Below are 15,757 nucleotides of genomic sequence, written 5' to 3'. Positions count from 1 at the left end.
CTCCTTAAAGGCTGTTGATCAGCGTGGTGAAAATTTCCTGCGCAGCCTTGATGATCTGCGAAGACGCGGTGTAGTACTGCTGGTACTTGACCAGGTTGCCGGTTTCTTCATCCAGGTCGACCCCGGAGTTCGAATCCCGCGCCCCTTTGGCGTTATCCAGGATCGCCGTGGTGGCCTCGCTGTCGGACTTGCCCTGGGCAGCCTTGGCGCCGACGTTGGTCACCAGCTTGTTGTAGGCATCGGTCAGGCTGATGCCCTTGCTCGCCGTGCCGGTGTCTACAGTCTGTCTGGTTTGCAGGCCGACCAGCGCCTGGGCGTTGCGGTTGTCCGAAGACGCCGCGCCGGTCAGGTTGATGGTGAAGCTTTCGCCGCTGGCGGGCGTGGCGCCGACCGTGGTCTGCACGGTGAAGGTCTTTTGCACGGCCGGGGTGACGCTGGTGTCCATGACCGGCGCACCGCTGGCATCGACCATGCCCACTTTCAGGTTCAGGGTGTTGCTCTGGCCGGGAACGATGGTGCCGGTGCCGATCGAGTTGCCCTTGGCATCGACCATGTTGTAGGTCTGGCTACCGCCGCTGGCCGCACCGAACACCAGCTTGACCGGCGTCGAGTACTTGAGCGAGGTCTGCATTTCTGCCTGGGCCGCCGGGTTGTAGATGTCGATGGTGCTGGTCAGCGTCGGCTGGGTGTAAGTGCCGGTGTTGTTGGCATTGGTCACGCCGGTCAAGGGTGCTGCCGCGGCGATTTTTTTCGGGTCGGTGAGCACGGTCTGGATACTCGCCGCCGCGCCACGGGTCGGTGTCACTTTGAACGAGTCGCCGGCGCTCAGCGCACCGCCGTTGAGGTTCACGCTGAAGCCGTCGATCACCGGGGCCGGGGTCGTCGTGGTGCTGAACGCGCCCATGTCGGTGCCGTCCGAGCGCTTGACGGTGTAGTTGGTCGCGCTGGTGAACGTCACCTGATAGTCGCTGGTGGTCAGCTTGCCGGTGTCCTTGATGGTGACATCCAGGTTGCCGGAGCCGGCACTGTTGCCCGCCGCGGCAATGCTGCGCTGGCTGACCAGGGCGGCACTGTTGATGTTGTTGAAGATCGCCGCGCCGAAATCACCGTTCTTGTCGATGCCTTGCGCCTGCTGGCTGTTGATCTGGTCGGCCACCACCAACGCCACGCGCCCCAGCTCATTGAGCGAAGGGTCGAGCACTTCCTTGCGGTAAGTCAGCAGACCACCGATCTCACCGCCGCTGACCACCGAGGTCACGTCGATGGTGCTGGAGCCACGGTTGAGCTGCAGCGCCATGCGCGATGGATCGCCCTGGCTCGGCACGGTTTGCAGCGTATTGGTGGTGTTGCCGACCACCAGTGGCTGACCGCTGCCGATGTAGACGTCGTAGCTGTTGCCACGCTCGACCACTTGGGTACCGACCAGTTCGGACAGTTGGCGCACGGCTTCGTTGCGCGAGTCCAGCAGGTCGTTTGGCTGGTTGGTGCCGGTGGAGAGCTCGGAAATCTTCTGGTTGAGCGTGGCAATCGTGGTGGACAACTTGTTCACCTGATCCGCCATGTCGCCCAGGCTGCCGTTCAGGTTGGTGTTCTGATCGTTCAATTGCTTGGCAATCGAATTGAAGCGAGCGGACAGGGCCTGGGCGCCGGTCAGCACCGACTGGCGGGACGTGTCGTCGGTGGCCGAGGTCGAAACGCCTTGCATCGACGTGAAGAATTTTTGCAGCACACCGGTCAGCCCGGTGTTGGAATCGGAAAGCGTGGCGTCCAGCGGAGTGGCCTGGGCGTTGTACGACGTAGCTTCGCTGTCGAGCGAGGTGGCGGTACGCAACTGCGAATCGAGATAGGAGTTATACACGCGACGCACATCGGCCAGCGTCGTGCCGGTGCCGATGAACACGTTGCCGTACTGAATCGAGCCTTTGGTGCTCTGCACAGACTGCTGGCGCGAGTACCCGGCGGTGTCGACGTTGGCAATGTTGTTGCCGGTCGTCACCAACGAGTTATGGCCAGCACTCAGCCCCGACATCCCGATATTGAGCAAACTCATGATTCAGACCTTATACCTTGTGCCTATAAAGGCGTGGTGGAAACGCCCGCCGCAGCGTAGTTCTGGTAACTCGTCATCTGCCTGGCTATCTGCGAAATCTTGCTTGCGTAGTCCGGGTCGGTTGCGTAACCGGCCTTCTGCAACTCGCGTACAAACTGTTCTGGGTTATCGGCCGACTTCACGACTTCTTGATAGCGATTATTGGTCTGCAGCAAAGTCACAAGGTCATGGAAACTGTCCTTGTAGGAGTCGTAGGAGCGGAACTCGGCCGTCTCCTTGACCATCTGCCCGTTTCTGAATTCGCTGGTGATCGCCCGCGCCGAATTGCCCTGCCAGCTGTTGCCGGTCTTGATGCCGAACAGGTTGTGGCTGCTGCTGCCATCCTGCTGGCGCATGACCGACTTGCCCCAACCGGTTTCCAGGGCCGCCTGGGCCACCAGGTAACGTGGATCGACACCGATCCGGGCCGCCGCTTCCTTGGCCATCGGCAACATGGTGTTGACGAACTGGTCGGCGGAACTGAAGGCTTTCTTCGGTGGTGCCAGAGGAATCTGCGCCATGGCGCGACCGTAAATCTGCATGCCGCCCGCGGAGGATTGCTGTGCGTTCGCCAGCCAGTCGCCGTTGTACAACGGTCCCGAACCGGTAGTCGTTGTGCGCTCTGGCAATTGAGTTTTGTTGGTCGTCATAGCCGTGGTCGTCACCGAAGGCACCAGCCCGGCCAACAACCGATCAGCCAGCTTTGGCGGCAATGCCAGGCGTCGCTGATTGATCAGCGCCATGTCATTGCGATGAGCTCCATCACCCACCTCTTGCGGCGTATGGACTGAACGTGAAGCCCACAACGGACGCTGGCCATTGACCCGCGACAGCGGACCATTGAGCGCGACCGTGCCTGCCGCCACCGGTGTTTGCACAGCCGCCTTGGCAGCCTCTTGCTTGGCCCGCGACGCAGCCGCCGCCTCCCCCGGCGCCAATGGCTTGTTCTTCGACATCTGGCGCATCAGCACGTCAGCCAGACCAATACCACCACCCTCGCGGGACATGGAAACCGCCAGTTGCTGGTCGTACATTTCCTGGTACTGCTTGGCCGCCGGCGTGTTCATCGGATTGTCCTGCCCCAGCGCTTCGGTGGCCGAGCGCATCGACTTGAGCATTTCCCCGAGGAACAGCGATTCGAACTCCTGCGCCACCTTGCGCATATTGCCGTCGCTGTTCTTGTCGCCGACCTTGAGCTGATTCAGGCGATTGAGGTCCGAATAGGAGCCCGAATCGCTGCTGCTGACCAGACCGCTCTTGCGCATATCCACGATGGCCGTCCTCAGATCACGATCAGGTCGGCTTGCAAGGCGCCGGCCTGCTTCAGTGCTTCGAGGATCGCCATCAGGTCACCCGGTGCCGCGCCGACCTGATTCACCGCCCGCACGATCTCGTCGAGGGTGGTGCCCGGGCCGAACTTGAACATCGGCTTGGCTTCCTGCTGGGCGTTGACTTTCGAACGCGGCACCACCGCCGTCGTGCCATTGGACAGCGGACCGGGCTGGCTGACGATCGGGTCTTCGGTGATGGTCACGGTCAGGCTGCCGTGGGTGACGGCGGCCGGGGATACCTTGACGTTCTGGCCGATCACGATGGTGCCGGTACGGGAGTTGATGATGACTTTCGCCACCGCCTGGCCCGGATCGATTTCGAGATTTTCCAGGATCGACAGGTAGTCGACGCGCTGGCTCGGATCGAGCGGCGCGGTGACGCGAATCGAACCGCCGTCGATGGCCTGGGCCACGCCAGGGCCGAGCATGTCGTTGATCTTGTCGACGACGCGCTTGGCGGTGGTGAAGTCGGAACGGTTGAGGTTCAACGTCAGGCTGTTGCCCTGGTTGAAACCGCTCGGCACCGCGCGCTCCACCGAGGCGCCACCGGGGATCCGACCGGCCGACGGAACGTTGACGGTGATCTTCGAGCCGTCTCGCCCTTCCGCATCGAAACCACCCACCACCAGGTTGCCCTGGGCCACCGCATAGACGTTGCCGTCAATACCCTTGAGCGGTGTCAGCAGCAAGGTGCCACCGCGCAGGCTCTTGGAGTTACCGATGGACGAAACGGTGATGTCGACCTGCTGACCCGGCTTGGCGAACGCCGGCAAATCGGCACTGATCGACACCGCCGCGACGTTCTTCAACTGCACGTTGCCCGAACCCGGCGGCACCTTGATGCCGAACTGCGAGAGCATGTTGTTGAAGGTCTGCAGGGTGAACGGGGTTTGCGTCGTCTGGTCGCCGGTGCCGTTAAGCCCGACCACCAGGCCGTAACCGATCAATTGGTTGGAACGCACGCCGGAAATGCTGGCGATGTCCTTCAGGCGCTCGGCATGAGCATTGAAGGCAGCGGACAGCATCAGGGCGGCCACCATCAGGTGTTTAAGATTCAAACTGACCACCTAGAAAGGGAACAGCGGGCTGAGGAAAAAACGGTCGAACCAGCCTGGCTGACTCGCATCGGCAAACGAACCGGTGCCCGAGTAGGTGATGCGCGCATCGGCGACACGGGTCGACGACACAGTGTTGTCGGTGGAGATGTCATCGGCACGCACCAGACCGGCAATCCGTACCAGCTCATCGCCGGTGTTAAGGGTCATCCACTTCTCGCCGCGTACCGCGATGATGCCGTTGGGCAACACATCGGCGACGGTCACCGTGATCGAGCCGGTCAGGGTGTTGCCCTGCGCCGCCTTGCTGTCGCCCTTGGTCGCGCGGTCGCCTTCATAGCTGGCGTCCAGGCTCAGGTCACCACTGCCGAACGGATTGTTGGTGTTGGGGGTGGAGCCGAACAGCGAGGTCAGGCCGATGCTGGCCTTGCTGTTCTTGCCAATTTGCGAGTTGGCGTTTTTGCTGGCCTGGGTCCTTTCGTTCAGGGTGATGGTGATGATGTCACCGATCCGGAACGCCTTGCGGTCGCTGTAGAGGTTCTGTTCGAAACCGGCCTGATAGATCGATCCGTTGTTCGCCGCCGCCGGCAAGGGCGTGCGCGGCAACACCGGAGCGTAGTACGGGTCATTGGGCTTGGGCGTCGCAGGCACGCAACCTGCGAGCGCGGTGATCCCACTCAGTGCCAGAACAGATACATAGCGATGCATGACCCTACCTCACGGTGTTGCAGGCAGCCTCATGGCCACCCCATAGACTTGATTACAGATTCTGCGTTACGAACGAGAGCATCTGGTCGGCGGTGGAGATCACCTTGGAGTTCATCTCGTAGGCGCGTTGGGTGGTGATCATGTTGACCATCTCCTCAACGGTGCTGACGTTGGACGTTTCCAGGGTGTTCTGCAGCGTGGTGCCGAAACCGTTCAGGCCCGGTGTACCGACTTGCGGCGCGCCACTGGCGGCGGTTTCCAGGAACAGGTTGTTGCCCACTGCCTGCAGGCCGGCCGGGTTGATGAAGTCGGCGGTTTGCAGGTTGCCGATCACCTGGGCAGCCGGGTTGCCGGCAACGGTGATGGACACAGTGCCGTCGCGACCGACCGTGAAGGTTTGCGCGTCGTTTGGAATGACAATCGCCGGTTCCAGGGCAAAACCGCTGGCGTTGACGATCTGGCCATTGGAGTCCAGGTGGAACGTACCGTCACGGGTGTAGGACGTGGTGCCGTCCGGTTGCAGGATCTGGAAGAAACCGCGACCGTCGATGGCCATGTCCAGTGGCTGTTCGGTGGTTTGCAGGCTGCCGGCGGTGAAGTTTTTCTGGGTGCCGACGATGCGCACACCGGTACCCAGTTGCAGACCCGTCGGCAGTTCGCTGTCCTGGGTCGACTGGGCGCCTGGCTGACGCTTGATCTGGTAGAGCAGGTCCTGGAACTCGGCGCGGTCACGTTTGAAACCCGTGGTCGACACGTTGGCCAGGTTGTTGGAAATGGTGGTCAGGTTGGTGTCCTGGGCGGACAGGCCTGTCTTGGCAACCCATAGAGCCGGAAGCATTCGATTCTCCTCGTGCGCCTGTTTTACGGCGCGACGTTCTGGTAATTAGCTGATCTGCAAGACCCGAGCCATGGCCTGGTCATCGTCTTTGGCGGTGTTCATCATCTTGATGTGCAGCTCGAACTGCTTGGACAAGGCCAGTACCGAGGTCATCTCTTCCACGGCATTGACGTTGCTCGACTCGAGGAACCCGGACACCAGCTTGACGCCGGCATCGGCCTGCGCCGGCTTGCCGTCCTTGGTGTGGATCGAACCATCCAGGCCTTTGGTCATGTTCTTGAGGTCCGGATTGACCAGCTTGATGCGGTCGACTTCAGCCATCACCCGGGGACCTTCGCCCATCGCACGGATGCTGATGGTGCCGTCCTCGCCGACTTCGATCTGCTGCTCCGGCGGCACGGCAATCGGCCCGCCATTGCCCATGACCGGCATGCCGTTGCCGGCGCGCAGCACGCCAAGGGCGTCAACGTTCAGGCTGCCGGTGCGCACGTAGCTTTCAGCGCCATCGGGAGTCTGTACGGCAATCCAGCCGCTGCCTTGCACGGCAACGTCGAGGTCGCGGCCGGTTTCCACCAGCGAGCCAGGGGAGAAATCGGTGGCCGGGCGTTCAGTCATGGCAAACGCACGCGCCGGAAAGCTGTCACCGAACACCGGCATCGAACGGGCCTGTTCCAGGTCTTTCTGGAAGCCGTTGGTGGAGATGTTCGCGAGGTTGTTGGCATGAGCCTTTTGCGCCAGTGCATTCTGGCTGGCGCCGGTCATTGCCACATAAAGGTACTTGTCCACACTCTTTCCTCTGCCTGCCGGACGTTTGCCGTCCACTGCTGTACTGCTGAGCCATAAGCAATTTGCAGACCAACTTGTTTTTGGCGGCGCCAGGCCCGGCAAACAAAGGACTTGAGGGGATGTACGGGGGAATGGGGGATTGTGTCAGAGACGAAAAACCGGCGGTGTCATGCCGCTTCGCGGCAACGGATCAAAAGATCGCAGCCTGCGGCAGCTCCTACGGTTTATGCGTACGCCGCAATGTCGCGGGTGTACTCGGTCGGTGTAGGAGCTGCCGCAGGCTGCGATCTTTTGATCTTAAATGCTGTTGTCCTTGCCCACCTCATACTCACGCAACTTGTTGGCAATGGTGGTGTGCGAAACCCCGAGCCGCTTGCCCAGTTGCCGACTGCTTGGATGCTCCGAATACAGCCGCTCCAGCACCGCCTTCTCGAAACGCCCGACGATCTCGTCCAGCCCGCCCTCCAGCGAAAAATCACCAAGGGGCTGACGCACACCATAATCCGGCAGGCGAATGTGCTCGGCCTTGACCGTGCCGCCATCGCACAAGGAAACCGCCTGGAACAGTACGTTCTCCAGCTGCCGCACGTTACCCGGCCAATGGTAGTGACTGAGCCGCTCCATGGCCGCCGGGACCAGTTTGGGCAGCGGGCAGCCGATCTGCCGACTGGCCTGATCGAGGAAGTGCTCCACCAGCGGCGTCAAGCCGTCGAGGCATTCGCGCAGCGGCGGGATGTGCAGCGACAACACATTCAAGCGGTGATAGAGATCCTGGCGGAACTCACCGCGAGCGCACAGCTCGGAAAGGTCGACCTGGGTCGCGCAGATCACTCGTACGTCGAGGTAGACCTCTTCATCGCTGCCTACCCGACGGAAGCAACCGTCCTGCAGGAAACGCAGCAGTTTCACCTGCAAGCGCGGGCTCATTTCCCCGACGCCATCGAGAAACAGCGTACCGCCCGCCGTCAGTTCCAGCAGCCCGAGCTTGCCCTCGGCTCGCGCCCCTTCAAAGGCACCCGGGCCGTAACCGAACAATTCCGTCTCGGCCATGGACTCCGGCAAACCGGCGCAATTGAGCGCCATCAATGGCGACTGCCCACGAGGACTGGCCAGATGGCAGGCTCGCGCCAACAATTCTTTGCCGGTGCCGGTTTCGCCTTCGATCAACAGCGGTGCATCGAGTGGCGCCATGCGCCGGGCTTCGCGCACCACGGCGGCCATGACTTTCGAGCTTTGGAAGATGCTGTCGAAGCCACGCAATTCCTGCTTGCGCACATTGTAGATGCGCTCGCCCACCCGGTCGGCGCGATGCAGCGTCAGCACCGCGCCGGCCATGGCTTCACTGTCGTCATGCTCCGATTGCAGCGGCGCAATGTCGGCCAGGAACACATCACCCTTGACCTTGACCCGCAGCCCATTGATCCGCGACTTGTTGGCGCGCACCAGTTCCGGCAAATCGAAATCCTCGGCGTACCGCGACAGGGGAATCCCCGGCACCTCGTCGACCCGCACCCCGAGCAACTGCGCCGCCGCACGGTTGGCCGCGACGATGGAGCCGCCCATGTCGATCGACAGCACCGGAAACTCCAGCGCACCGAGCAGTGCATTGAGTTCCATGTGCCGACGCTCGCTGGGCATCAGCCCTACACGCTTGACGCCGAAAACCCCGGCAATCGCTTCGAATTTCGGACGCAAGGCCTGGAACTGAATGTTGATCAGGTTCGGGCAATGCAGGTAGATGGCGTTGCCATGCTCACCACCCACCTCACCGCGGGCCACGTTGATCCCGTACTCCACCAGCAGATTGAGAATGTCGCGCAGGATGCCGATGCGGTTCTGGCAATGGACTTTGATACGCATATGAAAGGCCTGAAAAAACGGTGAGTAAGGTGCGCAGTGATAATTTCTGCTGAGGCGCGCAGATAGTCGTCAAGATTATGTGACAGGTGGAGGGCTTTTCCCACCCGCCAATCTCAACATTTATGCACAGACGGCCAATACGTAACGAAAACTTTACGATTATTGAGGATTTTTCCTACGCACGACGCCGGGCACCTGCTGCAACGGTGCAATTCATGGAGTATTTCTAAGTCCATAGCAGTACATAACAAGAACGAAATCCCTTAGCAGGAGAGCAGCATGAAGCAGACGCAATACGTGGCTCGCGAGCCCGATGCGCAAGGTTTTATCGACTACCCCGCCGAAGAACACGCGGTGTGGAACACGCTGATCACTCGTCAACTGAAGGTGATCGAAGGGCGTGCGTGCCAGGAGTACCTGGACGGTATCGAAAAACTCGGTCTGCCCCACGACCGCATTCCTCAACTCGGTGAAATCAACAAGGTCCTCGGTGAAACCACCGGCTGGCAGGTTGCCCGGGTTCCGGCACTGATTCCCTTCCAGACCTTTTTCGAATTGCTGGCCAGCAAGCAGTTCCCGGTGGCGACCTTTATTCGTACCCGCGAAGAACTGGATTACCTGCAAGAGCCGGACATTTTCCACGAGATCTTCGGTCACTGCCCGCTGCTGACCAACCCGTGGTTCGCCGAATTCACCCACACCTATGGCAAACTCGGCCTCAAGGCTTCCAAGGAAGAGCGCGTGTACCTGGCGCGCCTGTACTGGATGACCATCGAATTCGGCCTGGTCGACACCCCGCAAGGCCAACGCATCTACGGCGGCGGCATTCTGTCTTCACCGAAAGAGACCGTGTATTGCCTGTCGGACGAGCCTGAGCATCAGGCGTTCGATCCGCTGGAATGCATGCGCACGCCTTACCGCATCGACATCTTGCAACCACTGTACTTCGCGCTGCCAAATCTCAAGCGTCTGTTCGACCTCGCTCATGAAGACATCATGGGCATGGTCAAGCAAGCGATGCAGATGGGTCTGCACGCACCGAAGTTTCCGCCAAAACCAAAAGCCGCGTGATCCGCCGCTTTTAGAATCAAGTGAGCCTGTCAGAAACCATCGCTTTGGATTAGCGTGGTAGCACTGAGGGCCGATTTCCCAACATTCGATTTCAGGAACACATCATGACCGCATTAACTCAAGCCCATTGCGAAGCCTGCCGCGCCGACGCCCCACAAGTCAGCGATGAAGAACTGCCGATCCTGATCAAGCAGATCCCGGACTGGAACATCGAAGTACGCGACGGCATCATGCAACTGGAAAAAGTCTTCCTGTTCAAGAACTTCAAACATGCACTGGCCTTTACCAACGCCGTTGGTGAAATCTCCGAGGCCGAAGGCCACCACCCAGGCCTGCTGACCGAGTGGGGCAAAGTCACCGTGACCTGGTGGAGCCACTCGATCAAGGGCCTGCACCGCAACGACTTCATCATGGCCGCGCGCACTGACGAAGTGGCGAAGGACGCTGAGGGGCGCAAGTAATGCACTTCGACGCCATCGGTCGAGTGCCTGGCGACCCGATCCTCGGCCTGATGGAGGCCTACGCGCAGGACCCGAACCCGCGCAAGTTCGATTTGGGCGTGGGTGTCTACAAAGACGCCCAGGGCCTGACGCCGATTCTCGAGTCGGTGAAGCTTGCCGAGCAGCGCCTGGTGGATCGCCAGTCCACCAAGACCTACATCGGTGGCCACGGCGAGCCCGCGTTCGGCAAGGCCATCAATGAGCTGGTGCTGGGTGCCGACTCGAAGCTGATCAACGCACAACGCGCCGGCGCCACCCAGACACCGGGTGGCACGGGTGCGCTGCGCCTGAGCGCTGACTTCATCGCCCAATGCCTGCCGGGCCGTGGCGTGTGGTTGAGCAACCCGACCTGGCCGATCCACGAAACGATTTTTGCGACAGCCAAGGTCAAGGTCAGCCACTACCCGTACGTGGGCAGTGACAACCGTCTCGACGTCGACGGCATGCTGGCGGCGCTCAATGAAGCGCCCAAGGGTGACGTGGTGTTGCTGCACGCCTGCTGCCATAACCCGACCGGTTTCGACCTGTCCCAGGATGACTGGCAGCGGGTGCTGGAAGTAGTACGCAAGCGCGAACTGCTGCCACTGATCGACTTCGCGTATCAAGGATTCGGCGATGGCCTGGAACAGGATGCCTGGTCGACCCGGCTGTTCGCCGCCGAGTTGCCGGAGCTGCTGATCACCAGTTCCTGCTCGAAGAACTTCGGCCTGTACCGCGACCGCACCGGCGCGCTGATTGTCTGCGCGAAAACCGCCGACAAGCTCACCGACATCCGCAGCCAGCTGGCCAACATCGCCCGCAACCTGTGGTCGACACCGCCGGATCACGGTGCGGCCGTGGTCGCGACCATCCTCGGCGACCCGGAGCTGAAAAACCTCTGGGCTGACGAAGTGGAAGGCATGCGCCTGCGTATCGCCCAACTGCGCAGCGGTCTGGTGGAGGCGCTGGAGCCTCACGGTTTGCGCGAGCGCTTTGCGCACATTGGCGTGCAACGCGGGATGTTCTCCTACACCGGCCTGTCGCCGGAACAAGTGAAGAACCTGCGGGACAACCACAGCGTGTACATGGTCAGCTCGGGCCGGGCCAACGTGGCGGGGATTGATGCCACACGCCTGGATCTGCTGGCCGAGGCGATTGCCAGCGTCTGCAAGTAACCCAGCCCCCCTGTAGGAGCGAGCTTGCTCGCGATGGTATTTCAGTCGACATCAACATTGCCTGACACACCATCGCGAGCAAGCTCGCTCCTACATAGATTTGTCTATACAACCCCATCCGTCGAAACAAATGGATATAAAAGTCCGTTTGTCATTTTCAGTGCGGTATCCTGCCCAGGCTTTTTTTAAAGCGCGGATCTACCAGATCTATCAACAGACTTAGCGAGGAGCGCGACCATGCACGAGATTCCTAATCTCCCCTTCCCAAGCCTGCACGAACCTGAGCAGACGACCACGCAGCAAGCCGGAGCCCAACAGCCCCAGCCGAAAGAAGCCACTGACCGCCGCCAGGCTGACAGAGAAGACTGAAACACCCGCCGTACAGACCGTGTGGAAAGCGCTAACATGCGCTTTCCACACTGCCTGAAACGAGAACTCTATCCATGACCGATGAATTCAGCGAAGCGCAGGCCAGCGTCCTGATCGGCACCGCCGAGAAAATGATCGAGATCTGGAATCGCCTCTCTCCCGAGAAACAAGCCGCCTTGCTCGCCCGCTTCGGCACCCAGGAAAATGCGCTGGCCGCCCTGGTCACAACGCAGCTGGTCGCCCCCGTCAAACCTGAATGACAGCGCCCGGCAAATAGTTTTACTTTTTCACAACCTGCGAGCGTCCACGCCGCTATCATAAGCAGCCTATCTATCCTGCTTTACCGTGGACCTTTACCCATGCCTGAAAACCAGCGCCCCCTGGCGGTCACGCTGCAAGTCGTTTCCATCGTCCTTTTCACCTTCATCGGCTACCTGAACATCGGCATCCCCCTGGCCGTATTGCCCGGTTACGTCCACAGCGACCTGGGGTTCGGCGCGGTGATCGCGGGCCTGGTGATCAGCGTGCAATACCTGGCCACCCTGCTCAGCCGCCCCTATGCCGGGAAGATCATCGACAACAAGGGCAGCAAACTGGCCGTGATGTATGGCCTGGCCGGTTGCGGCCTGAGTGGTGCGTTCATGTTGATCTCGGCCTGGACCCAGAGCCTGCCGGCCTTGAGCCTGTTCAGCCTGCTGATCGGCCGCCTGGTGCTCGGCAGCGCGGAAAGCCTGGTGGGCTCGGGCTCGATTGGCTGGGGCATTGGCCGGGTCGGCGCGGCGAATACGGCCAAGGTCATCTCGTGGAACGGTATCGCCAGCTATGGCGCATTGGCCGTCGGCGCGCCCTTGGGTGTGTTGCTCGTCCATCGACTGGGCTTGTGGAGCATGGGCGTGAGCATTGTGTTGCTGGCCGTGCTCGGCCTGCTGCTGGCCTGGCCGAAAACCGCCGCGCCGATCGTATCCGGTGAGCGCCTGCCGTTCATGCACGTGCTCGGGCGGGTCTTCCCCCACGGTTGTGGACTGGCCCTGGGCTCCATTGGCTTCGGCACCATCGCCACCTTCATCACCCTGTATTACGCCACGCAACACTGGGATAACGCGGTACTGTGCCTGAGCCTGTTCGGTGCCAGCTTTATCGGTGCACGCTTGCTGTTCGGCAACCTGATCAACCGCCTCGGCGGCTTTCGCGTGGCCATTGCCTGCCTGTCAGTGGAAACCCTCGGGTTGTTGTTGCTGTGGCTGGCACCGGATGCGCACTGGGCACTGGCGGGTGCGGCGTTGAGCGGCTTCGGCTTTTCGCTGGTGTTTCCGGCGCTGGGGGTGGAAGCGGTCAACCTGGTCCCGGCCTCCAGCCGTGGCGCAGCCGTCGGCGCCTATTCGCTGTTCATCGACTTGTCGCTGGGGATCACCGGGCCTCTCGCCGGCGCCATTGCGGCCGGGTTCGGGTTCGCTTCGATCTTCCTGTTCGCTGCCTTCGCCGCGGTGAGCGGCTTGATACTGAGCCTTTACCTGTACCGGCAGGCACCAAAGCAACGCGAAGCGCGGGACGCCCGTTAGAAATCGACCTTGCCGCGCCCGGCCTTGATGTTACCGCGCTTGCTCTTGGATTCGAGGCGACGGGTCTTCGAGCCGAGAGTCGGCTTGGTCGGACGGCGCTTTTTCTCGACCTTGGTGGCACTCTGGATCAGTTCGATCAAACGCTCCAAAGCATCCGCACGATTCTGCTCCTGCGTCCGGTACTGCTGGGCCTTGATGATCAACACACCGTCGCTGGTGATGCGGCTGTCACGCAGCGCCAGTAGCCGCTCCTTGTAGAACTCGGGCAAGGACGACGCCGGAATGTCGAAGCGCAGGTGCACGGCACTGGAGACTTTGTTGACGTTCTGCCCACCGGCGCCCTGGGCGCGAATGGCCGTCAACTCGATCTCGGCATCCGGCAGATGCACGTTGTTGGAAATGACCAGCATGGGAAAGCGTCCGCATTCAGAGCGTGCAGGATACCGCGAAACGATTGGAGGAATGCGACCCCTGTAGGAGCGAGCCTGCTCGCGATGAGGCCGTATCAGTCAACATAACCTTTGCTGACCCACCACCATCGCGAGCAGGCTCGCTCCTACAAGGGGATGTGTTTCTGCGCGGAGTTACTCCACTGCGGCCTGCAGTGCACGCTGCGCACTGCGCTTGTTCTTGATGCCGTAGCAGACCCACATGAACACCAGCCACACTGGAATCGCATACACCGATGTCTGGATCCCCGGAATCAACAGCATCACGCCAAGGACGAACACCACGAACGCCAGGCAGATGTAGTTCCCGTACGGGTACCACAGGGCCTTGAACAGCGGTGTTTGTTTGGTCTTGTTCATGTGCTGGCGGAACTTGAAGTGCGAGTAGCTGATCATCGCCCAGTTGATCACCAGGGTGGCCACGACCAGCGACATCAGCAGTTCCAGCGCGTTTTGCGGAATCAGGTAGTTCAGCAGCACCGCGATCAGCGTCACGGCGGCCGAGGCCAGGATCGAACGCACCGGCACGCCGCGCTTGTCGATCTTCGCCAATGCTTTCGGCGCATCGCCCTGCTCGGCCATGCCCAGCAGCATGCGGCTGTTGCAGTAGGTGCCGCTGTTGTACACCGACAACGCAGCGGTCAGGACCACGAAGTTGAGGATGTGCGCGGCGGTGTTGCTGCCCAGCATCGAGAACACTTGCACGAACGGACTGCCGCTATAGGAATCACCAGAGGCGTTCAGGGTGGTCAGCAAACTGTCCCACGGCGTCAACGACAGCAGGATCACCAGCGCACCGATGTAGAAAATCAGGATCCGGTAGATCACCTGGTTGATGGCTTTCGGGATCACGGTTTTCGGCTTGTCGGCTTCGGCAGCGGTGAAACCGAGCATTTCCAGGCCACCGAAGGAAAACATGATGAAAGCCATGGCCATCACCAGTCCGCTGACACCGTTCGGGAAGAAGCCACCGTGGGACCACAGGTTGCTGACCGCGGCCTGCGGGCCGCCATTGCCGCTTACCAGCAGGTAGCTGCCCAGGGCAATCATGCCGACGATCGCCACGACCTTGATGATCGCGAACCAGAACTCGGCCTCGCCAAACACCTTGACGTTGGCCAGGTTGATGGCGTTGATCAGCACGAAGAAGGCAGCTGCAGAAGCCCAGGTCGGGATGTCCGGGGCCCAGTAGTGGATGTACTTGCCGACAGCCGTCAGCTCGGACATGCCCACCAGAATGTACAGAATCCAGCAGTTCCAGCCCGACAGGAAGCCGGCAAAGCCGCCCCAGTACTTGTGCGCGAAGTGGCTGAAGGAACCGGCCACCGGATCTTCGACGATCATTTCGCCCAGTTGGCGCATGATCATGAAGGCGATGAAGCCGCAGATGGCATAGCCGAGGATCATCGACGGACCGGCGGATTTCAGTACCCCGGCCGAGCCGAGGAACAAGCCGGTACCGATCGCGCCACCGAGGGCGATCAATTGAATGTGGCGATTTTTCAGGCCGCGTTTCAGCTCGCCTGATTGCGGGTTTTGTCCACTCATGAAAAGGGTCTCACGCAAGGTTTGATGATGTTCAGTAGACGTTGCTGCTCAAGAAAGGCGTTAAGCGGCACCGATCAAACCCCAGCGCAGGCACCAGGAGTTCAGCGTATTTACAACGGTCATGCGTCACCTGTTTGTTTTTATCTGCGACGAAATCGAACCCGACACGCTCGTGACGCGGCGGAGTGAACAAGGCGGATAGCCTTGAGGTTTGCGCAGGTGCGCAGGAGGTCACAGGTAAAACGCGGCGCATTGTACACCTGTAACCCCCTGCTGCCAGACCCGCTGGACAAGCGTGTCTATGGCCGGGATTGCCTGTGTCCGCCCCGAGAGGCTCGGGCGGCTGCAAAAAAGGGGTCAGACCCTTGCGGATCATCGACGGGAAAGGCAGGAAAACCGCCCCTCGCAGAGAGATGGAGATGGAATACGGCGTTCATTGC

At 60.8% G+C, this 15,757-nt stretch carries 15 protein-coding genes; 6 read left to right on the top strand and 9 right to left on the bottom strand.

Annotated features, from left to right (window positions below; translation table 11 throughout):
* Positions 1–4: 4 nt before the first annotated feature.
* From flgK to C8K63_RS22050, 7 genes are all read right to left on the bottom strand, one after another.
* Complete coding sequence (flgK, locus tag C8K63_RS22080; protein WP_108218613.1) at positions 5–2,050, bottom strand: flagellar hook-associated protein FlgK; 2,046 nt, start codon at positions 2,048–2,050, stop codon at positions 5–7.
* Between the two features lie 23 nt (positions 2,051–2,073).
* Positions 2,074–3,360, bottom strand: a complete 1,287-nt coding sequence (gene flgJ / locus C8K63_RS22075) for a flagellar assembly peptidoglycan hydrolase FlgJ (RefSeq protein WP_108218612.1) — start codon at positions 3,358–3,360, stop codon at positions 2,074–2,076.
* A gap of 11 nt (positions 3,361–3,371) precedes the next feature.
* A complete protein-coding gene (locus C8K63_RS22070) occupies positions 3,372–4,460 on the bottom strand; it encodes a flagellar basal body P-ring protein FlgI (protein WP_108218611.1) in 1,089 nt (362 codons plus the stop codon).
* Between the two features lie 27 nt (positions 4,461–4,487).
* Positions 4,488–5,183 carry a flagellar basal body L-ring protein FlgH gene (flgH, locus tag C8K63_RS22065; protein WP_108218610.1) on the bottom strand — a complete coding sequence of 232 codons (696 nt, stop codon included), beginning with the start codon at positions 5,181–5,183 and terminating at the stop codon, positions 4,488–4,490.
* Between the two features lie 52 nt (positions 5,184–5,235).
* Positions 5,236–6,021 carry a flagellar basal-body rod protein FlgG gene (flgG, locus tag C8K63_RS22060; protein ID WP_108218609.1) on the bottom strand — a complete coding sequence of 262 codons (786 nt, stop codon included), beginning with the start codon at positions 6,019–6,021 and terminating at the stop codon, positions 5,236–5,238.
* A gap of 45 nt (positions 6,022–6,066) precedes the next feature.
* Positions 6,067–6,807, bottom strand: coding sequence for a flagellar basal body rod protein FlgF (locus C8K63_RS22055; RefSeq protein WP_059181392.1), 741 nt, complete (start codon positions 6,805–6,807; stop codon positions 6,067–6,069).
* 297 nt (positions 6,808–7,104) lie between these two features.
* Positions 7,105–8,667 carry a sigma-54-dependent transcriptional regulator gene (locus C8K63_RS22050; protein WP_108218608.1) on the bottom strand — a complete coding sequence of 521 codons (1,563 nt, stop codon included), beginning with the start codon at positions 8,665–8,667 and terminating at the stop codon, positions 7,105–7,107.
* A gap of 279 nt (positions 8,668–8,946) precedes the next feature.
* Between C8K63_RS22050 and phhA the strand changes: the two genes are divergently transcribed.
* The 6 genes from phhA (at position 8,947) to C8K63_RS22025 (ending at position 13,320) form a co-directional block, all read left to right on the top strand.
* Complete coding sequence (phhA, locus tag C8K63_RS22045) at positions 8,947–9,738, top strand: phenylalanine 4-monooxygenase (protein WP_108218607.1); 792 nt, start codon at positions 8,947–8,949, stop codon at positions 9,736–9,738.
* 104 nt (positions 9,739–9,842) lie between these two features.
* A complete protein-coding gene (locus tag C8K63_RS22040; RefSeq protein WP_008055502.1) occupies positions 9,843–10,199 on the top strand; it encodes a 4a-hydroxytetrahydrobiopterin dehydratase in 357 nt (118 codons plus the stop codon).
* Positions 10,199–11,392 carry an amino acid aminotransferase gene (locus tag C8K63_RS22035; RefSeq protein WP_108218606.1) on the top strand — a complete coding sequence of 398 codons (1,194 nt, stop codon included), beginning with the start codon at positions 10,199–10,201 and terminating at the stop codon, positions 11,390–11,392. The genes C8K63_RS22040 and C8K63_RS22035 overlap by 1 nt, the downstream gene beginning before the upstream one ends.
* A 237-nt stretch (positions 11,393–11,629) precedes the next feature.
* A complete protein-coding gene (locus C8K63_RS30970; protein WP_256594983.1) occupies positions 11,630–11,761 on the top strand; it encodes a hypothetical protein in 132 nt (43 codons plus the stop codon).
* Positions 11,762–11,835: 74 nt separating this feature from the next.
* Positions 11,836–12,021, top strand: a complete 186-nt coding sequence (locus tag C8K63_RS22030) for a hypothetical protein (RefSeq protein ID WP_108218605.1) — start codon at positions 11,836–11,838, stop codon at positions 12,019–12,021.
* Positions 12,022–12,120: 99 nt separating this feature from the next.
* Complete coding sequence (locus C8K63_RS22025) at positions 12,121–13,320, top strand: MFS transporter (protein WP_108218604.1); 1,200 nt, start codon at positions 12,121–12,123, stop codon at positions 13,318–13,320.
* Here C8K63_RS22025 and arfB read toward each other — a convergent pair.
* Together arfB and C8K63_RS22015 are read right to left on the bottom strand one after the other, a co-directional pair.
* A complete protein-coding gene (arfB, locus tag C8K63_RS22020; protein WP_108218603.1) occupies positions 13,317–13,730 on the bottom strand; it encodes an alternative ribosome rescue aminoacyl-tRNA hydrolase ArfB in 414 nt (137 codons plus the stop codon). The two genes, C8K63_RS22025 and arfB, sit on opposite strands and share 4 nt — an antisense overlap.
* A gap of 174 nt (positions 13,731–13,904) precedes the next feature.
* Positions 13,905–15,317 (bottom strand): amino acid permease, encoded by a 1,413-nt coding sequence (locus C8K63_RS22015; protein WP_108218602.1) that lies wholly within the window; start codon positions 15,315–15,317, stop codon positions 13,905–13,907.
* Positions 15,318–15,757 lie beyond the last annotated feature (440 nt).

The sequence above is a fragment of the Pseudomonas sp. GV085 genome, from assembly GCF_003050925.1.
Classification (GTDB): domain Bacteria; phylum Pseudomonadota; class Gammaproteobacteria; order Pseudomonadales; family Pseudomonadaceae; genus Aquipseudomonas.
Note: the sequence above shows the minus strand (reverse complement) of the source record. Positions and strands in the feature narration are given on the sequence as shown.